Here is a 21,429-nt window from a genome sequence, read left to right as displayed (position 1 = left end):
AACGCCAGTCGCCAGCAGTCTTCAGTCGCCGAAGGCGCCATAAGCGAGGTTGCGGAAAAGGTGCCGGTACTCCTCCCGCTGGTTCGGGGGAACCTGGATCATCAGCAGTGCGAAGAATTCCTCCTCCGGGTCGATCCAGAAGGTGGTGCCGGCGATGCCGCTCCAGAAGAACTGGCCCGCCCCGCCCGGCGACGGCGCCAGGCCATCGTGGGTGCGCACGGCGAAGCCGAGGCCGAAGCCGTGTCCCGGCGGCAGAAGATCCGAGCCAACCGGCGTGCCTTCGGGCAGGTGGTTGGAGGCCATGAAACTCACGGTCTTGCGGCTCAACAGCCGCGTCGAACCGAGCACGCCGCCGTTCTGGATCATCTGGATGAAGCGGGCATAATCCATCGCCGACGACACCAGGCCGCCGCCGCCGGACTCGAACGGGAACGGCTTCGTCACGTCGAGCAGCTTCACCTCCTCGCCGGTGTCAGGGTCCCGGGACAGCGGTTCGGCCAGCCGGTGGAGCGAACCTTCCCGCACATGAAAGCCCGTGTCGTCCATGCCGAGCGGATCGAAGATGTGCTCGCGCAGGGCGTCGCCCAGGGACGAGCCGGTGACGACCTCAACGATGGTTCCCAGAATGTCGGTGGAGCGGCCGTAGTCCCACTGGGTTCCCGGCTGGCTGTTGAGCGGCAGCTGCGCCAGCGCCTCCGCGTGCTCCATGCTGGTCCAGTTGCGCCGGAAGATGCGGGCGTCGATGTACATCTGCTGCAATTCGGGCATGGCCAGGAATTCGTAGCTGAGGCCCGAGGTGTGGCGCAGCAGGTCCTGCACGGTCATCGGCCGCGCCTGCTCTTCCAGCGTCAGGACGCCGTCGCGCTTCACCGCCACCTTCGTATGGGCGAAGGCCGGGATGTATTTGGCGACAGGATCCGAGATCAGCAGCTGGCCGCGCTCCACCAGCATCATGATCATGGTGGAGACGATCGGCTTGGTCATGGAATAGCAGCGGAACAGGGCGTCGGTCTGCAAAGCCTCGCCCGTCGCCGGATCGCGCATGCCGACGGCGGAGAAGTGCGCCACCTTGCCGAAGCGGGACAGCATGGTCACCGCGCCGGCAAGCCGGCCCCGGTCGACATGATCGCGCAACACGGCGTTGATCCGCTCCAGGCGCTCGATAGAGAAGCCGGCTTCCTCAGGCCTGATGGTGGGCAAATTGCTCATAAACGCTGAAACTCCCGAATGTCCGGCGTCAGGCCGGAGCGATTTTTCACAAGACAACGAAGATTATTTCCAGGCGAAAACCGGCTGTTCCAGCTCATGCACGCGGGTGTCGCGGCCGGCGAGCACCTCGCGGAACTGGTAGATCACCGCCGCCGTCGGCGCATGAATGTGGTCATCGTCGATCCACAACCGGATGACCTGACGCGGGCTTTCCGGAATCGTGACAAAGCTGACGATGTCCTCCCGCGCCACATGCGCCAGGGGGATGAAATGAACCGAGGCCACCTCGGCGGGGTTGGGATTGATGGCGCGCGGATCGCCCGCCCACACCACCACCGGCGTCATGAGATAACCGGAGCGGGTGGGATAATCATCGAGGACGCCAAGCACCGCGTCGGCGCCGAGGGCAAGGCCGATTTCCTCCGACACCTCGCGCAGGGCGGCCTGGACGATGGTTTCGCCCGGATCGCAGCGGCCGCCAGGCAAAGCCCACTGGCCGCCGTGGGAGCGCAGCGTGCGGGCCCGCCGGGTCAGCACGAACGCCAGTTCACCGTCGCCGCGCGGATGCTCAACCACGGTGATCGCCACCGCCGCGCGCTTCAGCCCCGCATGGCCATCATCGTCAGCAAGCCGCTCAAAACCAGAAAACAGCCCGGTCATCCGGGCGCGGACTTCGTCAAAACTCTCTGTCACAGCAAAACTCTCAAATACGCCTGTCGCTTTTCATGACGGCGCGCCAGCCACGCCAAAGCATTTCCGGCAAAGTGAACGCACTTTGCCTGAGAAAACCGCGTCCGGTCGACCAATCAGGGAAAAAACCCTGTTCCGCGTGACCGGATGCTTCCCGGCTGGCGCGCCTGTTGCTCCCGCCGCCCGGCGCGTTTCCACCGGGATCAGACCTTCTCCGGTTCAGGCGCGAACTGGCCGCGCAGGGTTGGCTTGTGCACCTTGCCGGTGGCGTTGCGCGGCAGCGCCTCGACAAAAGCGACGTCGCGCGGGCATTTGAAGCGGGCGAGATGCGCCCGGCAATGTTCGTGAACCTGCAGTTCCGACAGTTGCTGCCCCGGTTTGACCACCACGACCGAAAGGCCGCTTTCGCCCCAGCGCTCATCCGGCACGCCGATGATCGCCGCCTCGGCAATCTGCGGCATCCGGTAGAGCGCGTCCTCCACCTCGGCCGGATAGACGTTCTCGCCGCCCGAGATGTACATGTCCTTCCAGCGATCAACGATATAGAAGAAGCCGTCAGCATCGACCCGGGTCGCATCGCCGGTGTGCAGCCAGCCGTCGGTGAAGGATGAGGCGTTGGCGTCCGGCCGGTTCCAGTATCCTGGCGTGACATTGGGGCCGCGCACCCACAATTCGCCGATCTCGCCCGCCGCCGCTTCGGTTCCATCTTCCCGCATCACGCAAACTTCGGTGTGCAGCACCGGCTTGCCGGCCGATCCGGCCCTGGCGGCCGCGTCCGCCTGGTCGAGCGCCAGCACGGCGGGGCTGGTTTCCGTCATGCCATAGCCCTGCTGCAGGGCGACGCCGCGCTGTTCCCAGATGCGCAGCAGCGGCACCGGCATCGGCGCCCCGCCGACGCCGCCAACCCTCAGGCCCGAGAAATCGGTCTTGTCGAAATCCGGGTGCTGACACAGGAACTGGTAGATCGACGGCACGCCGAACAACAGGTTCAACCCCCATGCCCGCTCATGGATCAGGCGCAAGGTCGCGCCCGGATCGAAGGCGCGCATGATCAGCACGACGCCGCCGGCGTGCAGGGTCGGATTGACGTAGCAGTTGAGCCCGCCGGTGTGGAACAGCGGCAGCACCAGCAATTGCACCGTCGTCTGGTTGACGCCGGCGACAGCGCCAAGGTTGACGCAATTGAAGAACGTCATGCCGTGGGTGATCATCGCCCCCTTGGGGCGCCCCGTGGTGCCGGAGGTGTACATGATGGTCGAGACGTCATCATGGGTGACCTCCGCCCACGCCTGACGGGGCAAGGGCTGGACCGCCGCCAGGGCCGCCTCGTAGCCGGCCTCGAACTGCAGGCTGGCCGGCGTCTGGCACGCGGCCGCGACCTCAAGCGCCGTGGGCGCGAGCTCCGCGTCATGGATCATGACGCGCGGCGCGGCGTCGCCGACAATGTAGGTCAGCTCGGAAACGGTGAGGCGGGTGTTCAGCGGAACGAAGATCGCCCCGAGACGGCCACAGGCGAACTGGACTTCCAGCGTCTCCGGCGCGTTGTGGGCCAGCACCGCGACGCGGTCGCCGGCGGTTACGCCCAAACTGGCGCACAGATACGCCGCCAGCCGGCCAATGCGATCATGCATCTGCGCGTAAGAAAACTCACGACCATCCGCCAGATTGACGACCGCCAGCCGCTCCGGCGTACGCATCGCGTGATGGGCGATCCAGTCGTAATAGCGAACCGTCATACAGCGTTCCTCCAGACCACGTCGGCCGCTCCATCTTGTTCGTTGCCGGGAGCGTGAACCAAGATTTCAACGAAATACATCGCCAGGCAAGGCCCGACGAAAGCCGCAGACTGGTGGCGGCGCAGGCGATGGCCAGCCAGCGACAGGCCATGCGGCGCCAGCCATGCCGCCAGCGCAATGTTCAGACGAAGAGCCCGCTCATGACGCATTTGTTATAACGTCTGGAAGGCTGCACAACTCGCGGGGAGCAACATCAGGTCCGGCGTTCATGCACCCCCAACCGTCCCGCAACAATCTGGCGCTGGTCACGCTTCTCGGCCTGATCTGGGGCCTGAACTGGCCGATCGTCAAATTCGCCATCATCGAATATGGCCCATGGACGACGCGGGCGCTGAGCCTCTCCGGCGCCGCGCTGGTGCTGGTTGTTGCGTCTCTCTGGCGCGGCCAGAGCCTGCGCATCAGCCCGCGCGCGTGGTGGCGCGTGCTGGTTCCCGCCATTTTCGGCATGGCGCTGGTCAATATCCTCAATGCCTGGGCGCAGATGGTGATGGAAACCGGGCGCGCGGCGATCATCGCGTTCTCGATGCCGGTCTGGGCCACGGCAATGGCGGTGTTCCTCCTCGGCGAGCGGCTTGACGCCCGCAAATCCGTCAGCCTGGCGCTGGGCGCCGCTGGCCTGCTGGCGCTGGCGTGGCCGGCGCTGGCCGCCGGCGGCCTCTCGCCCGGGCTGATGCTGGCCTTCGGCTCGGCGCTGTCCTGGGCCTGCGGCGCCGTTTTCATGAAGCGTTTTCCCATCGACGCCCCGCCGCTGACCGCCGCGACGTGGCAGATCGCCGCCGCCGCGGCCATCCTGACGACGGGTATGCTGGTCTTTGAGGGACCGGCAATTCCGTTCCACGGATTGACCAGCGGCTTTTTCGGGCTCGCCTACAATATCGTCGCCGCCCAGGCGATCGGCACGTGGATCTGGTTTGGCGTGTTGACGCGCTCACCAGCCTCCGTCGCCGCCATTGGCACACTGATGACGCCAGGCGCTGGCGTGATCGGCGCCATGCTGATGCTCGGCGAAACCCCCGCCCTCACCGACTGGCTGGGCCTGGCGCTGGTAGTCAGCGCCAGCGCCATCGTGCTGCTGCGCCGTCCGGTCAGCCTGTCCGCACCTGTGACAAAAACGCCACCGCCGCCCTGCCCCGCGCCGGGCGGAAACGCCCAGCTTCTGGCGCCCGCTCAAACCGCACGATAAGGTGCCCCGTCCAACGGTTGAGGCTGGGGGACGCCCCCCAAGCCCGACCGGCCGCCGCTGAGCCAAAAGGCGCGCCGCGTGGGGTGTGACCGCAGTTAACTGCGCCCGCTCTGGAGCTACGCCGCGTCATGCGCCGACTATACCTGCTAGCCGTAACCGCGATCGCCGCCGCTTTGCTGGCGGGGTGTAGCGGGCGCGCCCGGAACGTGCTGCAGCCGGAACAGGGGGCCATCTACCCAGGGGCGACGCCAGTCAGCATGCTGGTGGCCACCACGCGCAGCCCGGAGAATGCCCTCCCTGGCCAGATGTTCACGGGCGAGCGCTCCGATCTGCTCAATTTCGCCGATATCACCATCTCAGTGCCGCCGGCTGGCGCGCGCAAGGTTGGCGACGTGCAATGGCCGCGCCAGCTGCCGGCCAACCCTGCGACGGATTTCACCACCCTGTCCGCCAGGGTTCTGGACCAGTCCCAGGCGATGGCCGTATTCAATCAACGCTTGCGCAAGGAGCGCCAGCGCCGGGTGCTGGTTTTTGTCCACGGCTATAACACCAGCTTCGAGGACGCGGTTTACCGCTTCACCCAGATCGTCCATGATTCCGGGGCGCCGGCGATGCCGGTGCTGTTCACCTGGCCCTCACGCGGCCGCCTGCTCTCCTATGGTTTCGATCGCGAAAGCAGCAACTTCTCCCGCGACGCCCTGGAGAAGCTGCTCGCAGCCCTCAACAGCGATCCGCAGGTGGGCGAAATCGCTATTCTTGCCCATTCCATGGGTAACTGGGTGACGCTGGAAGCGTTGCGGCAGATGGCGATCCGCAACGGCCGCCTCGCGCCGAAGATCAACAGCGTGATGCTGGCCGCGCCAGACGTGGACTTCGACGTATTCCGCCGGCAGATCGCCGCCATTGGCCCGAAACGGCCGCCGTTCGTTATCTTTACCTCGCAGGACGACGAAGCCCTGGCGTTTTCGCGGCGGGTATGGGGACAGACGCGGCTGGGCGCCATCAACCCCCAGGCCGAACCCTATCGCTCTGAACTGAAGCGCGATGATATCATCCTGATTGACCTCACCGGGGTCCAGTCGTCGGATTCCATCAATCACGGCACCTTTGCCCAGTCACCCCAGGTGGTGCAGATGATCGGCAGCAGGCTTGTCGCAGGCCAGGCGCTCACCGACTCTGGCGCGGGGCTTGGCGACAAGCTGGGACGGATCGCGGTTGGCGCCGCATCCACCGTCGGCACAGCCGCCAGTATCGCGGTGTCGGCCCCAATCGCCATCATCGACCCCAAAACGCGCGAGGGGCTCGGCGACCAGTTCGAGATCCTCGGTTCAAACGTGGCGGATACCCTGCCTCTACCCCGTGGGCCATCCTACGCGCCCGCGAGTGCGGTCGCACGCTAACGCGCGGACCGTTCTGACGGGTGCGTCTGGTCGGCCAGCGTGCGCTGAAAACAGGAAATGCAGGGCCGTTGCCGATCCATATTGCCTGGCAACGGCTCTGGGGTATTGACGCGATCTGCCGCCCGGAGAGCTTGCTGGCCCGGCGGTTCGCGCCCCCTTCACCCGACGGCGTCCTTTCCCGGCAATGCCATGGCGACCGTGGCGCAAGGATGGGCTGGGGACCGTCGCGAAATCGCCATGCGGGGCTGGTCCGTTAAGCGTGTGGTAACGCGCGCGCCCCTGATGTGGCCGCATCCGGACGTGGAAGCAGCGTCCCGTTTTGCCGAACCGGGAGATCCGACATGGAAGCCACTATTGCCCGCCGCCAGCCGCGCCTGAAGCGCGCCGCGCGGATCACCGTGCGGTGCGGCGCACTGCTGGCCGTGGCCCTGTCACTGGCTGCCTGCGACAAATGTGGCCGCGCCACGCCGATCAACAAGCCGTGGAGTTCTGCCTGCGAGTCCGGCCCGTCAACCAACTGACGCCAGAGTGGGCGATGGCCCAGACCCCGTCGCGTCTTGTTCGCGCCGTACGGCATCCTGGCGTCTGATCCCGGCGTTTGGGAGTGCGGAAGCGCTAATGGCCGCGCTCTGGCATGAGCCGCTTTTCACCATTGGCGACGCCCAATAAAAAACGGCCCCGAAACGGGGCCGTTTCTTTTTTCGCGCGACGATCAGCGGCAGATGCGGCGCGGACCGTGCGGCGTGTGCTGCACGACGCAATGGGGCGCCCGGCGCGGCGCATGATAGTGGCGCGGCGGTGGCGGCGGCGGCCGGTGGGCATGTGGATGACGGGCGTGTGGACCAGCGACGCGGTAGCAGCGACCGCCCGGCCCCCGATACATGCCAGGGCCACATCCACCCGCAACAGTTGACACCATTGGCGCGCCGGCGGCGCCCGAAGCGCCTGCCAGTGAACCCGCGCCAGCGCCCCCAGGGGCAGCCAGTGCGCCCGACGCCGCCAGCATCGCGCCAGCGATTGCGGCAAGACCGGCGACGCGCGCGCCTGGCAACATTGCAAATGCAGTCTTCATACGAAATCTCTTGCTTGCAGGACCCCGGACCCGACAATTCGTCGCCTTTGCTGGCGAGCGGCCCGGCCCGGAGGCCATTACCCGGTTGGTTGTTGTTGCAGGAGCGCCCGCCAGAGCCCTTTCCGAGCCCAGTCCGGACAAAACAGCCCTGGACAAAACAGCTCTGGCCGGCAGCCCCGCAGGTCTGAAGAAGCCCTGGAGCAGCTCTTGATCAATCTGGATCGCAAACTGCTCCGGTTCTTCCTGTTCTGAGCGAATTCTGATCGATCAGCCGCTTCCGTCTGACCGGAAAGCGCCTTAACGGCAGACGCGGCGCGGGCCGTAAGGGGTATGCCTGACGAAGCAGCGCGGCGGGCCATAGTAGCGCGGCGGCGGCGCATAACGCGGCGGCGGCGCATAACCTGGGCGACCATAGGCGCAACGGCCAGACGGCGTGCGCCAGCCGCCAGGACCGCAGCCCTGCGCAACGTGGGTCACAAAGCCGTCCGCCTGCGCGGGCTGGGCCAGACCCGACGCGGCGGGCATGGCGAACGCTCCCGAGGCGAGCAGCATGGCGCCAGCAAAAGCGCTGGCGGTCAGGGCGAGTTTCATTGTCACTCCTCCGCAATCATTCCGGCAAGGGAAACGCTTGCCCCCTTGATTGGTTGCATCAGACCATCGATTTCCGGCGCAAACGTGGAAAATCGCGGGCTGCTACAGGCAATGACAGAAGCTGTGAATAATAGTTAACAAATTGCTTTCCCATTTTCCCGCAGACATTTGGGCGGGGCGACCGGATTCAGCGCGCACTCATCATGTCAAACCGGTGGCGAATTCTGCCCGACAGACCGCGCATGCCGGATGGAGCCGGACATGTTCGTCCGGTCTTTCACGCCGGCCTCGGAATAACGGACGGGTTGGCCCAGCAAACTCCCTGGCGAACCCACAAAAAACAACGCCGGGCTGGAAGTCAGCCCGGCGTAACAGCGTCCACACGCGAATGTCTCGCGGCAAATCCACGTCTTCGCTGGCGCAAGCCAGACTGGCGCCAGTTGTCAGCCGGCTTTCTTCGCCGCCAGCAGGTCGCGAATTTCAGCGAGCAACACGACGTCGGCCGGCGTTTCCGGCGGCGCTTCCTTCGCCTTCAGCCTGTTGATGCCGCGCACCACCAGAAACAGGATCCAGGCGACGATCATGAAGTTCACGGCCAGGGTGATGAACCGGCCGTAGCCAATGACGGCGCCCTGCTTCTGCGCCTCAGCATAGGATGCGGCGGTGACGTCCTTGCCCAACGCGATGAAGTGATTGGTAAAATCGAGACCACCGGTCACCCAGCCGATGATGGGCATGAAAATATCCGCCACCAGCGAATTGACGATGCCGCTGAACGCCGCGCCGATGATCACGCCGATGGCGAGGTCAACGACATTGCCGCGCATGGCGAATTTCTTGAATTCACTCAACATCCTGCTTTGCTCCTCAAAATCGGCGCGCGATGCCTGGCTGGTCCACGCCCAGCCTTCGGCCCCGCTGACGGCGAGCCCCCGGACCGCAGCATCCTTGCGCCTGCCGAAGTTTGGTCTCACCTTCTTTGCTGGATAACCTGGCAAAGGTTATTGATCGCTACACAAACGCGCGTGCAACCCTCACCTGAGCAGGATAGCCTGGAATTTCGCGTCGCCTGACGTAGCGGGCGCCGACACCCCGGACGACAGGAGTCCCATGCCCGACAGCTGGATGGTGATCGCCGCCGCGTTACTTTATCTGTGTGCGCTGTTTGGCGTCGCGTGGTTTTGCGACCGGCGCGCTGGCGGATGGCTCGACGGCCGGCTGCGGGTGTTCATCTACCCGCTCACCATCGCGGTCTATTGCACGTCATGGACCTTCTACGGCTCCGTTGGCTTTGCCGCCCGCTCCGGTCTCGACTTCCTGATGATCTATATCGGGCCGGCCCTGGCGCTGGTGCTCGGCTCGCGGCTGGTGATGCGCATCATCGCCCTCAGCCGGGCCCAGAACATCACCTCCGTCGCGGATTTCGTGGCGGCCCGCTATGGCAAGAGCCAGAAAGTCGCCGCCGTCGTCGCCCTGATCGCCGTCACCGGATCGGTGCCCTACATCGCCCTGCAGCTCAAGGCGGTTTCGGTTTCGCTCACTACGTTTCTCGCCGCCATCGACGGCAAGACCGCATCGTGGATGGAGTGGATCAGCGTCATGGCCGCCGTGGTGCTGGCGCTGTTCGCCGTGGCCTTCGGCACCCGGCGCGTCGACGCCACCGAGCACCAGCAGGGGCTTGTCGCCGCCATTGCCGTGGAGTCCATCGTCAAGCTGGCTGCCTTCCTCGCAGTCGGCCTGTTCATTACCTATGCGATGTTCGGCGGCGTGACCGACATCGTCGCCCGCGCCGACGCCACCTCGCCCACACGCTTTCTGGAAATGACCTCCAGCCCGCTCAATCTGGCGACGCTGGTGCTGCTGTCCGCCTGCGCCGCGCTGCTGTTGCCGCGCCAGTTCCACATGATGATCGTGGAGAACCGGCGGGTTGGCGACGCGCCGCGGATGGCGTGGATGTTCGCGGCCTATCTGGCGCTGATCAATCTGTTCGTCATTCCCATCGCCCTGGCCGGCATTTCGATGTTTCCCAACGCCGCCGACCGGGACATGACCCTGCTGCAACTGCCGCTGCAGGCTGGCGCTGGCTGGGTGGCGCTGCTGGCCTTCATCGGCGGCCTTTCCGCCGCCACCGCCATGGTGATTGTCGACTCCGTCGCCCTGGCGATCATGATCTCCAATGATCTGGTGATGCCGGTGTTGCTGCGCTGGCGCTCGGCCCGGGCGGCGCGCGGTCTGCACATCCGCTCCGGCATGGGCCCGGTGGTGCTGGGCATTCGCCGCTGCGCCATCGTGCTGGTGATGGCGCTGGCGTGGTTTTACAACGAGAACGCGGCGAATGCGGCCCTGGCGGCCACCGGCCTGCTGTCGTTCGCCGCCATCGCCCAGATCGCGCCGCCGTTCATCGGCGGCCTTGTCTGGCGGCGCGGCACGGCGCTGGGCGCCGTGGCCGGCCTCGGCGTCGGCTGGCTGGCGTGGGCCTGGATGCTGCTGCTGCCGGCCATCGCCGATCCGCAGAGCCTGGGCAGTTCCTTCCTCACCGGCCCCTTTGGCCTGCGCATCATCAACCCGGCGGTGTTGACCGGGGCGGGCCCGGAAAATATCACCCCCGGGGTCCTGTGGAGTCTTGGCCTCAACATTGTCTTCTATGTCACCTGTTCCCTGCTGCGCCCGGCGAGCGCCATCGAGCGTCTTCAGGCCCATGCTTTCCGCTCGCCGGAGCCGCGCATGAGCCAGAGCCCAATGCCGGTGCGCGGGGTCGCCACCTTTGATGACCTGTATGACGCCGTGGCGCGCTATCTGGGCGATGATCGCGCCCGCTCGGCCTTCGACGGGTTCAACGCCACCCGCCAGGAGCCAGCCAGGGGACCGGCCCCGGCGGACATCCAGACCATCCGCTTCGCGGAGCACCTGCTGGCCTCGGTGATTGGCGCCGCCTCGTCGCGGCTGATGCTGTCGCTGCTCAACAGCTCGGACAAGCTGTCGTCCAGCACGGCGATGGCGTTGCTGGACGACGCCTCCGCCGCCATCCAGTACAATCGCGACGTCCTGCAGAACGCCCTCGACCATGCCCAGCAGGGCATCACCATTCTCGATCATGACATGCGGATTCTGGCCTGGAACCAGGCCTTCGTGGACCTGTATGACCTGCCGCCGGATTTCGTCCGCGTTGGCGTCGGCCTCGACGCGGTCGTGACCTTCAACGCCAGCCGCGGGGCCTATGGCCCGGGCCATGTGGACGATCTGGTCGCCGACCGGCTCGCCAGCCTGCTCAACGACGGGCCGCCGGCGCGCGTCAAACTGTTTCCTGGCGAGAGCGTCATCGAGATCCGCTCCAACAAGCTGCCGGGCGGCGGCTTCGTGACGACCTATACCGAAGTGACCCGCGAGGTTGAGGCCGAGGAGGCGCTGGAGGCTGCCTATGCCACGCTGGAGAAGCGCGTGGAAGAGCGGACCCAGGAGCTGATGCGCCTGAATGTCGCGCTGACCAAAGCGAAGTCCGCCGCCGACGAGGCCAACCAGTCGAAAACCCGGTTCCTCGCCGCCGCCAGCCACGACATCCTGCAACCGCTGAACGCCGCCCGCCTCTACGCCGCCGCGCTGGTGGAGCGGCCGGAAGGCGCCGGCGAGGCGCGGCCGATGATCGACAACATTGTCGGCTCCCTCGATGCGGTGGAGGAAATCCTCACGGCGCTGCTCGACATTTCGCGCCTCGACGCCGGGCAGATGCGGGCGGAGTTCTCAATTTTCCCGATCGGCCCCCTGCTCGACCAGTTGCAACGGGAGTTCGCGCCCATGGCCCGCGAGAAGGGCCTGACGCTGAAGGTGTTGCCATCGTCGCTGCATGTGCGCTCGGACCGGCGGCTGCTGCGCCGGCTGTTGCAGAACCTGATTTCCAACGCCATCAAATACACGCCCTCCGGCAAGGTGCTGGTGGGCTGCCGCCGCCATGGCGACCGCCTGCGCGTTGCCGTGGCCGATACGGGGCTCGGCATTCCCGAATCAAAGCAGCGCCTCATTTTCCGGGAGTTCCAGCGGCTGGACCAGGGCATGCGCGAGGCGCGCGGCCTTGGCCTTGGCCTGTCCATCGTCGAGCGCATCGCCCATGTGCTGCACCACAAGGTGTCGCTCAGTTCGGCGCCCGGGCGCGGCTCGCTGTTCTCCGTCAGCATGCCGGTGCGCGAGCCGGTGGCGGCGCCGGAGGTCAACCGCCCCGCGCCTGCGCCGGCCACGCCGCTCACCGGCCTGCGCATTCTCGCCATCGACAATGAGCCGGCGATCCTGGAGGGCATGCGCGCCCTGCTGGAGGGGTGGGGCTGCCAGGTGGCGACCGGCGGCAGCCTTGATGAGGCCAACCGCGTCATCGGCGCGCGCCGCTTCGCGCCGGATATCGTCATTGCCGACTATCATCTGGATGAAGGCGACGGGCTGGAGGCGATCACCCGCCTGCGCTGGCGGCTGGGGCCGGGCCTGCACGCCGTGCTGCTGACCGCCGATCGCTCCCCGGAGGTGCGGGCGGAAGCGCAGAGGAAAAACGCCCACGTGCTGCACAAGCCATTGAAGCCGGCGGCGCTGCGCGCCCTGCTGACCCAGTGGCGGGCGCGGATGGACTGAGGCGGCGCGTCATGCGGCGCCGCCCGCCCCTGGCGCAACCTGTTGACGCCAGACGAGATCTGCCCCCCCGGTTTAGCGCGTTCCCAGGATCAGCGCGATCATGATGGCGGCGAAGCAGACCATCATGATCGCGCCAACGATGACGCTGACCAGCATGCGGGCTGTGATCCAGACGCCCGCGACATTGCCAGCCACGCCCGCGATGCCGGTCGCGCGATCGGGCCGCGCCGCGCCTTCACCGGCCATGGGGTAGCCGCAACCGGGACAGGCCAGCGCCCGGCTGGAAATCTGGCGGGCGCATTCCGGGCATGAAATCAGCGACATGAATCCTCCATTTCGCGCGAACTGACAGTCAGGACCCGGCGCCAATGATGATCTCCACGCGGCGGTTGCGCTGACGCCCCTCCGGGTCATCAGAACCATCCGGCCGGGTATTGGCCGCCGTGGGACGCGCTTCGCCGAAACCCGCGGTGCGCATGCGTTCGGCGTCAATGCCCCGGGCTCTCAGCCAGGCGCCGACGGACGCGGCGCGCTGGCGTGACAGGCCCAGATTGTAAATGTCCGAACCAATGGCGTCGGTGTGCCCCTCGATGCGCACCGGCGCGTCGCCATACGCCTTGAGCAGCTCCGTCACGCGCGCCAGCACCGGCCGGGCGTCAGCACGGATATCGGAGCTGTCAAAGGCGAACAGCACATCGCCTGGCACGGCGATGACGATGTCGCCCTGCTGCTCCCGCGCCCCCAGTTCGCTGAGCAATTGCCGGGCCCTCAGCCGGGTTTGCGGCGCCACCTCGCGGATGCGGAAGGACGAACCCTCCCCCCGGTTTGCCAGGGCAGACGGCTGCGCCCGTTCGCGCCACAGGCTGTGCAGCCCTTCGCGCGGACGCCATGTGCTGGCGCCGATGAACCGCTCGACAATGCGCCCGGCGCCGGCGCCGGACGCCCTGCCCCCACGGATGACGTCATAGTCGGCCAGCGCCGGACCGCAGGAGAAAACCATGGCGGCAACACAGGCCGGCAGGCGAATCCGTCCCCCCATGGGTCAGCGCGCTTCCGCAAGCGACAGGCGCAGCGTCACGCCGGGGGCGTTCAGATCGTCACCCTCATTGCCCGCGTTGAAACTCAGCGCCACCTGCTTCGTCCCATCCGGGATCCGCCCAGGAAACACCAGTTCCGCATCAATGGTCTGGCCATTGGCGATGGTGAGGTAGCGGTTGTCGTCCGGCTGGCGCAGTTGCAGGCGCTGGCCGTCGCCGAGATCAAGCGTGGCGTTGGCCTCATTGAGATTGACGCGGCTGGTGCGGCGACTGTCGAAGGACGCGACCAGATGGACAACGGTCGCGTCCTCGCCCACCACAATCTTCCGCACCTGAATGGTAACGCCGGCCGGAACGCTGGTCTGCCCGCCGGAAACCTTGAAGATCCTGTCGGATGCGGACCTGGCTGACGCGGCCTCCCCCGCAGGAGCCGCAGCGTCGGACTGGGGGCCGGACTGGGCGAGGGCAGAAGCGCCAGACATCGCGCAGGCCAGAGCAAGGACAAGGGTCAATGCACTGGCGGTGCGGGCGCATTTCCGGAGGCTGAAAGCACATGCGGCGGTTTGCCTGGCGACTGTCGGCATCGTCGCGAGCATCATGAAATCACCTTCCCTGTTTGTGCAGCCGGCGGCCGTCCGCCTGCGCCGCGGCGCCGCCGTTCTAACCCGGCCTGCCCCAGAGGCGGGATCAAAATTGCGCCATGGCAAGCGCATGCGCCGCATCCCCCGGACATTTGAACGCGCAACCGGCCGGGCCAAGGGACGAAACAGGCTTTTGTTGCAGGCTTTTATTGAAGCAGCGCGCCCGTCGGGGCGACGCGGCGGCGGCGCGAAAAACGGTTCGCCCCGCCCAGGCAGCGGCCCCTTTGCGGCCGCAAGCGGCGCCCCAGCAAAACACAACGTGATGCAGGCATCACAACCGGCATGTCGTATCGTCACGTCAATCATCACGCCATGGCGCGCCCCCTGCGGAAGCAATCATTACGCATTCAGGATATGGTATGAGGGATTATTTCCATGACATTCAAATATTATATCGATGATCCGCAATACGCATCTCTTGATGTGAGAAGAATTTATTATATTTATAATTACCTGATTCCCAGGTCAGAAGATGATGGATCAGGTGAAGTCGCCTATTATGGCGGCTCCATATACAGCGGACTCTACCAGACCGCCCTTTACATATGGCGCGCCGGGCAGGACAGCAGCCATATCATTGATGAAACGCATTATCTCCCGGATGGCGTCAGCGACTGGTCCGCGCGCTATGAACTGCGAAGCGGCCATGTGGTGCGCATGTCATTCGACCAGCCCCTCAACGATGGCGGGCATCTGGTTGGCAATGGCCTGGTCAACGACGCGAGATCAGCGCCTGACGCCCTTTGGGACTGGATAAACGACAGGGTCATGGCGCAGGTCCGGATCGCCAGCCTCCAGGCCTTCAACGCCGAGGGCGAGCTTGTTCTTCTGCAGACATTCGACGGCAAGGGGGCCCTGCTTTCCGGACGCTGCGACGCCGCGGCGCCGCGCACTGCCTGGCAGCCCGAAAACTATGAGGCCGCGTGCCAGCTCGAGACTGACAGGCCGGGCGTGACCATCGAGCGCGGCGCCTGGGGCCGGCAGAGGATCACCGGCTCCCCCCAGGATGACGAACTGTCTGGCGCCAGCGGTCGCGATGTCTTTGTTGTCGGGCCTGGCTCCGGTCACGACGTCATTCATGATTTTACGCCCAATCAGGACGTGCTCGAAATCGGCGGCGGCCAGATCAGCTTGTGGCGCGAACTGCCCGGGCTTCTGGAACAACGGGGCGACGACGTCGTGCTGACGTTGGCGGACAGCAGCGTCACCCTGAAAAACGTCGCGCTGGCAGACCTCGACGCGGACGATTTCAGCCTGTTTCCCTGACCTGCGACGCTGCATCAGGACGAAAAAAGCCGCGACGGATAACCGTCGCGGCGTCTGCGTTCGGGAGCGCCGAAAGCTGCCTGGCTGCACTGACCAGCCGTCCCGGAGAACCGGCGGCCCGCCTCAGGCAGCGGCCGCGAGCTTCGGATAGTAGGAGCCGCCATCTTTCGCCATCTGGCGAAGCTGGGCGTTGGCGGTGAACCGTTCGCCGTATTTCGCAGCGAGGCGGTCGCACAGGGCGACGAACGCCGCCGCGCCCATGCCGTCGATATAGGACAGCACGCCGCCGGTGAACGGCGCGAAACCGAAGCCGATGATCGAGCCGACGTCAGCCTCGCGCGGATCGGTGACGATGCCTTCCCCGAAGCTGCGCGCGGCTTCCAGCGCCTGGGCGACCAGCAACCGCTGCTTCAGTTCGGTCACGTCCAGCGTATCGGGATCGAGCTTCACCTTTTGCAATTTGGCCAGGCCGGGCCACAGCTGCTTCTGGCCATTTTCGGGATAGTCGTAGAAGCCCTTGCGGTTCTTGCGGCCAAGCCGCCCCTCACCTTCCACCATGGTTTCCAGCAGAGCCAGTTGGTCGGGATCGACCGCGTCGTCGCCGGCCTCCGCCTTCGTGGCGCGGGCGATGCGCAGGCCCAGATCCAGCGCCACCTCATCATTGAGCGACAGCGGCCCCACCGGCATGCCGGCCATGCGGCCGATATTCTCGATCATCGCCGGAGGAACGCCCTCCAGCAACATGCGGTGGCCTTCCTGGACATAGGCGCCGACGCAACGGTTGGCGAAGAAGCCGCGCGCATCGTTGACGACGATCGGCGTCTTGCGAATGGCGCGGACGTAGTCCATCGCCGTGGCCAGCGCCTTGTCGCCTGTCTGCTTGCCGACAATCAGTTCGACCAGCAGCATTTTCTCCACCGGCGAGAAGAAGTGGATGCCGATGAAACTGGCCGGACGCGACGAGGCTTTCGCCAGACCGCTGATCGGCAGGGTCGAGGTGTTGGAGGCGAAGATGACATCGTCGCCGATGACGCTCTCGACCTTCGCGATGACCTCAGCCTTAACCTTCGGATCCTCAAACACCGCCTCGATCACCAGATCACAGCCAGCCAGCGCGGCGTAGTCCGGCGTCGCGGTGATGCGGCCAAGCAAGGTGGCTTTGGCTTCAGCAGTGGCGCGACCCTTGCGCACCTGCGCGTCGATCTGCGCCTCGGCGTGGGCCTTGCCCTTGTCGGCGGCGGCCTGGTCGCGGTCGACCAGCACCACCTCCATGCCGGCCTGGGCGCTGACATAGGCAATGCCCGCCCCCATGAAGCCGGCGCCGACGACGCCGAGCTTGCGCAGCTTCGACTTCTCAACGCCTTTCGGCCGGCGGGCGCCCTTGTTCAGTTCACCCATGGAGATGAACAGCGAGCGGATCATCGCCGCCGCTTCCGGCGTGCGCAGAATGTGGGCGAAGTAACGGCTCTCGACCTGCAGGGCGAGATCCATCGGCAGTTGCAGGCCCTCGTAAACGCTGGCGAGAATCGCCTTCGCCGCCGGGTAATTGTCGTAGGTTTCCTTGCGGTAGATGGCATTTGCGGCCGGAAACACCTGCATGCCGACCGGCGAGAACACCTTGCCCGAAGGATTCCTGAAGCCCTTGACGTCCCAGGGCGCGACGCCCTTGCCGCCGCCAGTAATCCAGGCTTTGGCTTTGGCGATCACCTCGTCCGGAGCCGCAGTTTCGTTGACCAGGCCCATGGTTTTGGCCATCGACGGCTTGATCTGCTGGCCCTTGAACAGGAACTGCAACGCGTCAGGCGTCGCCAGCATGCGGGCGATGCGCTGGGTGCCGCCGCCGCCGGGGAACAGGCCGACCTGGATTTCCGGCAGGCCAACCTTCGTCGCGCCGTCATTGGCCATGACGCGGTAGTGGCAGGCCAGCGCCAGCTCGAAACCGCCGCCGAGGGCGAGGCCGCGAATGGCGGCCGCCACCGGCTTGCCGCAGGTTTCCAGGCGACGGTACAGCTGCGACAGGCGGCGCGTTTCATTGAAGAAGACGCGCATCGCCGCTTCGCTGTCGCCGCCAGAGGCCTGCCGCTCATATTCAAGACGGGCGCCCTGCAACATGTTGAGATCGGCGCCGGCGGAAAAATTGTCCTTGCCGGACGCAATCACCGCGCCCTTGATGGCGTCGTCGCCAGCGATGCGGTCAATCACCGCCGCCAGCTCCTCCATCATCGCCAGGGTGATGACGTTCATGGGGGCGCCGGGCTGGTCCCAGGTGACGAGCGCGACGCCATCTGCGTCGACGTCAATGTGGAATTCCTTGAGACTCATGGACTGTCTCCTGATGCGCTTTCCGGAGCCGGAGCGGGCTGCGACGGAAAGGAATGGCGAGCCGGGAAACTCAGACGCGCTCGATAATGGTGGCGGTGCCCATGCCGGCGCCGATGCACAGCGTCACCAGGGCGGTCTGCTTGCCGGTGCGCTCCAGCTCGTCCAGGGCCGTGCCGAGGATCATCGCGCCGGTGGCGCCGAGCGGGTGGCCCATGGCGATGGCGCCGCCGTTGGGGTTCATGATCGCCGGATCGATGTTGAAGACCTGGAGATAGCGCAGCACCACCGAGGCGAAGGCTTCGTTCAGCTCGAACAGGTCGATGTCGCCAATGCCCATGCCGGCATGGGCCAGCAGCTTCTTCGTCACGTCCACCGGGCCGGTGAGCATGATCGCCGGCTCCGAGCCGATGTTCGCGAAGGCGCGAATGCGGGCGCGCGGCTTCAGGCCAGCCTTTTCGCCGGCCTCCCTGTTGCCAATCAGCACGGCGGCGGCGCCGTCGACGATGCCGGAGGAATTGCCGGCATGGTGGACGTAATTGATGCGCTCGATTTCCGGGTGCGCCTGGATGGCGACGGAATCGAAGCCAGCCATGCCGGCGAGCTGGGCGAACGACGGTTGCAATTGCGCCAGCGACTGCATGTCGGCGTTCGGCCGCATGTGCTCGTCGCGGTCGAGAATGGTGACGCCGTTGAGGTCGCGCACCGGGGTCACCGATTTCGCGAAGCGGCCGTCGGCCCAGGCGGCGGCGGCGCGCTGCTGGCTCTGCACGGCGTAGGCATCCACGTCATCGCGGCTGAAGCCGTATTTGGTGGCGATGAGATCAGCCGAAACGCCCTGGGGCATGAAATAGGATTTGACGGCGATGGCCGGGTCCATCGGCCAGGCGCCGCCCGAGGCGCCCATGCCGACGCGGCTCATGGATTCGACGCCGCCGCCGATGGTCATGTCGTGCTGGCCGGCCATGACCTGGGCTGCGGCGAAGTTGACGGAATCGAGGCCAGAAGCGCAGAAACGGTTGATCTGCACGCCCGGCACGTGATGGCCATAGTCAGCCGCCAGCGCGGCGGCGCGGGCGATGTCGCTGCCCGCTTCGCCAACCGGATCGACGCAGCCCATCACCACGTCGTCAATCAGCCGCGTATCGAGGTTGTTGCGCTCGCGGATGGCGCCGAGCACCGTCGTCGCCAGCTTGAGGGTGGAGCACTCGTGCAGCGAGCCGTCCTTCTTGCCGCGACCACGCGGCGTGCGAACGGCGTCATAAATATAGGCTTCAGCCATGACTGGCCTCCGGAGATGAACCGCGACGCAGTTCCATGTGGCGCAGCCGCGCGACAGGACATGCGTCAGATCAAAACGGTCGGGGGCGCCGCATGGGCGGCGCCCGTGCTATTGCCTGCCTGCTCAGAACGCCTCGGCCGGCAACGCCATGATGGCGTCGGCGCCAGCGGAGATGCGGGCAAGCTGGGCGCCGGTTTCCGGCAGCATGCGCTGGGCGTAGAAATCGGCCAGCGTGAACTTGGCCTCCAGGGCCGGCGTCAGGGTCTCGCCCGCCGCCTTTTTCGCGTGCAGCGCCTTGAGGATTTTCGCCCACATGTAGCCGATGGCCACCAGACCGAGCATGTGCATGTAATCGGTGCTGCCGGCGCCGGCGTTGTCCGGGTTCTTCAACCCGTTCTGCATGAACCACATGGTGGCCTGCTGCAGGTGGCCGGCGGATTTGCCGAGCGCCTTCAGGAACGGGGCCAGGTTCTCATCAGCCTCGTTCTCGCTGACGAACTGCTGCAGTTCGCCGAAGAACGCCATGGCGGCGCGGCCACCGCCACGCGGCAGCTTGCGGCCCACCAGATCCAGCGCCTGGATGCCATTGGCGCCCTCGTAGATCATGGCAATGCGGGCATCGCGGACGAACTGCTCGGCGCCGGTTTCGACAATATAGCCATGACCGCCGAACATCTGCTGCGCCTTCACCGCATTGTCGAAGCCGATGTCGGTAAGCACGCCCTTCAGCACCGGCGTCATCAGGCCGAGCAATTCGTCTGCGGCCTCAGCCGTCGCCTTGTCCGGCGAGCGGTGGGCGACATCGGCCTTCAGCGCGTTCCACAACACGAAAGCGCGGGCGCCCTCGTTGAAAGCGCGGATGGAGAGCAGCGTGCGGCGCACGTCCGGATGGACGATGATCGGATCGGCGGGCTTGTCCGCGGCCTTGGTTCCGGTGAGGGCGCGGCCCTGCAGCCGCTCCTTCGCGTATTGGGCGGCGTTCTGGTAGGCGACCTCGGACTGGGCCAGCCCCTGGATGGCGACGCCGAGGCGAGCCTCGTTCATCATCACGAACATGGCGTTGAGGCCGCGATTTTCTTCGCCGACCAGCCAACCCGTCGCGCCGTCATAATTCATGACGCAGGTGGCGTTGCCGTGAATGCCCATCTTGTGTTCGATGGAGCCGCAGCTGACAGTATTGCGCGCCCCCGGCGTTCCGTCAGGGTTGAGCATGAGCTTCGGCGCGACAAACAGGGAAATGCCCTTGACGCCCTCTGGCGCGCCCTCGATGCGGGCCAGCACCAGGTGAACGATGTTGTCCGTCAGGTCATGCTCGCCGGCGGAGATGAAAATCTTCGTGCCAGTGATGCGGAAGCTGCCGTCCGGCTGGCGCACGGCCTTCGTCTTGAGCAGGCCGAGGTCCGTGCCGCAATGGGGCTCGGTGAGGTTCATGGTGCCGGTCCATTTGCCGGACAGCATGTTGGGCAGCCACGTCTGTTTCAGCTCGTCGGAGCCATGCACATACAGCGCGGCGGCGGCGCCCATGGTCAGACCCGGGTACATGGCGAACGCCATGTTGGCGGACGACGAAAATTCGTTGATGGCGGCGGCGACGGTGTGCGGCAGCCCCTGCCCGCCATATTCCGGGCTGGCGGCCAGACCCATCCAGCCGCCGGCGGCGAATTCGGCGTAGGCCTCCCTGAAGCCCTTCGGCGTGGCGACCGATCCGTCATCGGCGCGGCGGCAGCCCTCCTGGTCGCCGGAGGCGTTGAGCGGCTGCAGCACTTCTTCGCAAACCCGGGCGCCCTCGACCAGGATGGCCTCGACCAGTTCGGGCGAAGCGTCGGCGAAGCCGGGCAGATTGCCATACTGCTCGATGTTGAGCACATCCCGCAGCAGGAACATCACGTCATCAACGGGCGCCTTGTAGGTAGGCATGGGCAACTCCTGAGAGGCGAATGCGTCGCCAGAGCGTCATTGGGTCCGCCGGAACGGCGATACATCGCCCCGCGCCTGAACAGGAACGCCGGGTGCGAGAAGCAGATAGTTTACATATAAACCATCTGGAATTCACCTTAAAGGTTCATCACGACAAAAAGCCGGGGGAGCAGTGGCGGCGCGGGTCGCGCATCGCCGCGAACCACCATCATATATTTGATTAAAATGACCTTTTCCTGCTGACCCAGATTGTGATCCGGCCTCCCTGACTTTAGTCGCATATGATCGCGGTCGCCGTCTGGCGACCGGCAAAACCAGCCGCGCCCGCCCGCCGCGCCAGAAGGGCGCGCGAAACAGAAAAGGCCGCCCTCAGGCGACCCTTCGATCTGTTTCCGTCAAATGAGACAGCCATATG

At 65.8% G+C, this 21,429-nt stretch carries 16 protein-coding genes; 5 read left to right on the top strand and 11 right to left on the bottom strand.

Annotation, left to right across the window (positions count from 1 at the left end; all coding sequences use genetic code 11):
• Positions 1-21 precede the first annotated feature (21 nt).
• The 3 genes from ACERNI_RS12125 to ACERNI_RS12115 form a co-directional block, all read right to left on the bottom strand.
• Positions 22-1,209, bottom strand: coding sequence for a serine hydrolase domain-containing protein (locus ACERNI_RS12125; RefSeq protein WP_448833540.1), 1,188 nt, complete (start codon positions 1,207-1,209; stop codon positions 22-24).
• A 63-nt stretch (positions 1,210-1,272) separates the two neighbouring features.
• Positions 1,273-1,869: an NUDIX hydrolase gene (locus tag ACERNI_RS12120; protein ID WP_448833565.1), complete on the bottom strand. Its 597-nt coding sequence runs from the start codon at positions 1,867-1,869 to the stop codon at positions 1,273-1,275.
• A 233-nt stretch (positions 1,870-2,102) separates the two neighbouring features.
• A complete protein-coding gene (locus ACERNI_RS12115; protein WP_448833539.1) occupies positions 2,103-3,635 on the bottom strand; it encodes an acyl-CoA synthetase in 1,533 nt (510 codons plus the stop codon).
• A 268-nt stretch (positions 3,636-3,903) separates the two neighbouring features.
• Here ACERNI_RS12115 and ACERNI_RS12110 point away from each other — a divergent pair, with 268 nt between their 5' ends.
• The 3 genes from ACERNI_RS12110 (at position 3,904) to ACERNI_RS12100 (ending at position 6,799) form a co-directional block, all read left to right on the top strand.
• A complete protein-coding gene (locus tag ACERNI_RS12110; protein ID WP_448833538.1) occupies positions 3,904-4,878 on the top strand; it encodes a DMT family transporter in 975 nt (324 codons plus the stop codon).
• A gap of 128 nt (positions 4,879-5,006) precedes the next feature.
• A complete protein-coding gene (locus tag ACERNI_RS12105; RefSeq protein ID WP_448833537.1) occupies positions 5,007-6,278 on the top strand; it encodes an alpha/beta hydrolase in 1,272 nt (423 codons plus the stop codon).
• 341 nt (positions 6,279-6,619) lie between these two features.
• Positions 6,620-6,799, top strand: coding sequence for a hypothetical protein (locus tag ACERNI_RS12100; RefSeq protein WP_448833536.1), 180 nt, complete (start codon positions 6,620-6,622; stop codon positions 6,797-6,799).
• 848 nt (positions 6,800-7,647) lie between these two features.
• On the opposite strand, the gene ACERNI_RS12095 is transcribed toward ACERNI_RS12100, so the two are convergent.
• Both ACERNI_RS12095 and mscL read right to left on the bottom strand, forming a co-directional pair.
• Positions 7,648-7,941, bottom strand: a complete 294-nt coding sequence (locus ACERNI_RS12095) for a GCG_CRPN prefix-to-repeats domain-containing protein (protein WP_448833535.1) — start codon at positions 7,939-7,941, stop codon at positions 7,648-7,650.
• A gap of 443 nt (positions 7,942-8,384) precedes the next feature.
• Positions 8,385-8,795 (bottom strand): large conductance mechanosensitive channel protein MscL, encoded by a 411-nt coding sequence (mscL, locus tag ACERNI_RS12090; RefSeq protein ID WP_448833534.1) that lies wholly within the window; start codon positions 8,793-8,795, stop codon positions 8,385-8,387.
• Between the two features lie 256 nt (positions 8,796-9,051).
• Between mscL and ACERNI_RS12085 the strand changes: the two genes are divergently transcribed.
• Positions 9,052-12,552: a PAS domain-containing hybrid sensor histidine kinase/response regulator gene (locus tag ACERNI_RS12085; protein WP_448833533.1), complete on the top strand. Its 3,501-nt coding sequence runs from the start codon at positions 9,052-9,054 to the stop codon at positions 12,550-12,552.
• A gap of 72 nt (positions 12,553-12,624) precedes the next feature.
• Here ACERNI_RS12085 and ACERNI_RS12080 read toward each other — a convergent pair whose 3' ends face one another.
• The 3 genes from ACERNI_RS12080 to ACERNI_RS12070 are packed head-to-tail and all read right to left on the bottom strand — an operon-like array spanning position 12,625 to position 14,071.
• A complete protein-coding gene (locus tag ACERNI_RS12080) occupies positions 12,625-12,876 on the bottom strand; it encodes a hypothetical protein (protein WP_448833532.1) in 252 nt (83 codons plus the stop codon).
• Between the two features lie 28 nt (positions 12,877-12,904).
• Positions 12,905-13,591: an OmpA family protein gene (locus tag ACERNI_RS12075; RefSeq protein WP_448833531.1), complete on the bottom strand. Its 687-nt coding sequence runs from the start codon at positions 13,589-13,591 to the stop codon at positions 12,905-12,907.
• A gap of 3 nt (positions 13,592-13,594) precedes the next feature.
• The gene (locus ACERNI_RS12070) at positions 13,595-14,071 is read right to left on the bottom strand and encodes a hypothetical protein (RefSeq protein WP_448833530.1); all 477 of its coding nucleotides are present in this window, start codon (positions 14,069-14,071) and stop codon (positions 13,595-13,597) included.
• A gap of 534 nt (positions 14,072-14,605) precedes the next feature.
• Here ACERNI_RS12070 and ACERNI_RS12065 point away from each other — a divergent pair.
• Positions 14,606-15,496 carry a hypothetical protein gene (locus ACERNI_RS12065; RefSeq protein ID WP_448833529.1) on the top strand — a complete coding sequence of 297 codons (891 nt, stop codon included), beginning with the start codon at positions 14,606-14,608 and terminating at the stop codon, positions 15,494-15,496.
• 123 nt (positions 15,497-15,619) lie between these two features.
• Here the strand turns inward: ACERNI_RS12065 and ACERNI_RS12060 are convergent, their stop codons facing one another.
• The 3 genes from ACERNI_RS12060 to ACERNI_RS12050 form a co-directional block, all read right to left on the bottom strand.
• On the bottom strand, positions 15,620-17,818 hold the full coding sequence (locus ACERNI_RS12060) for a 3-hydroxyacyl-CoA dehydrogenase NAD-binding domain-containing protein (protein WP_448833528.1): 2,199 nt from the start codon (positions 17,816-17,818) through the stop codon (positions 15,620-15,622).
• A gap of 70 nt (positions 17,819-17,888) precedes the next feature.
• The gene (locus tag ACERNI_RS12055) at positions 17,889-19,097 is read right to left on the bottom strand and encodes an acetyl-CoA C-acetyltransferase (RefSeq protein WP_448833527.1); all 1,209 of its coding nucleotides are present in this window, start codon (positions 19,095-19,097) and stop codon (positions 17,889-17,891) included.
• A gap of 123 nt (positions 19,098-19,220) precedes the next feature.
• A complete protein-coding gene (locus ACERNI_RS12050; RefSeq protein WP_448833526.1) occupies positions 19,221-21,014 on the bottom strand; it encodes an acyl-CoA dehydrogenase C-terminal domain-containing protein in 1,794 nt (597 codons plus the stop codon).
• Positions 21,015-21,429 lie beyond the last annotated feature (415 nt).

The sequence above is a fragment of the Camelimonas sp. ID_303_24 genome (assembly GCF_053543495.1).
This window is presented reverse-complemented; position numbering and strand designations above follow the sequence as displayed.

Excerpts from the sequence above, each read along its gene's own strand:
- ACERNI_RS12125 (WP_448833540.1), bottom strand. The coding sequence starts at position 1,209 with ATGAGCAATTTGCCCACCATCAGGCCTGAGGAAGCCGGCTTCTCTATC.
- ACERNI_RS12120 (WP_448833565.1), bottom strand. The coding sequence starts at position 1,869 with ATGACCGGGCTGTTTTCTGGTTTTGAGCGGCTTGCTGACGATGATGGC.
- ACERNI_RS12115 (WP_448833539.1), bottom strand. The coding sequence starts at position 3,635 with ATGACGGTTCGCTATTACGACTGGATCGCCCATCACGCGATGCGTACG.
- ACERNI_RS12110 (WP_448833538.1), top strand. The coding sequence starts at position 3,904 with ATGCACCCCCAACCGTCCCGCAACAATCTGGCGCTGGTCACGCTTCTC.
- ACERNI_RS12105 (WP_448833537.1), top strand. The coding sequence starts at position 5,007 with ATGCGCCGACTATACCTGCTAGCCGTAACCGCGATCGCCGCCGCTTTG.
- ACERNI_RS12100 (WP_448833536.1), top strand. The coding sequence starts at position 6,620 with ATGGAAGCCACTATTGCCCGCCGCCAGCCGCGCCTGAAGCGCGCCGCG.
- ACERNI_RS12095 (WP_448833535.1), bottom strand. The coding sequence starts at position 7,941 with ATGAAACTCGCCCTGACCGCCAGCGCTTTTGCTGGCGCCATGCTGCTC.
- mscL (WP_448833534.1), bottom strand. The coding sequence starts at position 8,795 with ATGTTGAGTGAATTCAAGAAATTCGCCATGCGCGGCAATGTCGTTGAC.
- ACERNI_RS12085 (WP_448833533.1), top strand. The coding sequence starts at position 9,052 with ATGCCCGACAGCTGGATGGTGATCGCCGCCGCGTTACTTTATCTGTGT.
- ACERNI_RS12080 (WP_448833532.1), bottom strand. The coding sequence starts at position 12,876 with ATGTCGCTGATTTCATGCCCGGAATGCGCCCGCCAGATTTCCAGCCGG.
- ACERNI_RS12075 (WP_448833531.1), bottom strand. The coding sequence starts at position 13,591 with ATGGGGGGACGGATTCGCCTGCCGGCCTGTGTTGCCGCCATGGTTTTC.
- ACERNI_RS12070 (WP_448833530.1), bottom strand. The coding sequence starts at position 14,071 with ATGTCTGGCGCTTCTGCCCTCGCCCAGTCCGGCCCCCAGTCCGACGCT.
- ACERNI_RS12065 (WP_448833529.1), top strand. The coding sequence starts at position 14,606 with ATGACATTCAAATATTATATCGATGATCCGCAATACGCATCTCTTGAT.
- ACERNI_RS12060 (WP_448833528.1), bottom strand. The coding sequence starts at position 17,818 with ATGAGTCTCAAGGAATTCCACATTGACGTCGACGCAGATGGCGTCGCG.
- ACERNI_RS12055 (WP_448833527.1), bottom strand. The coding sequence starts at position 19,097 with ATGGCTGAAGCCTATATTTATGACGCCGTTCGCACGCCGCGTGGTCGC.
- ACERNI_RS12050 (WP_448833526.1), bottom strand. The coding sequence starts at position 21,014 with ATGCCTACCTACAAGGCGCCCGTTGATGACGTGATGTTCCTGCTGCGG.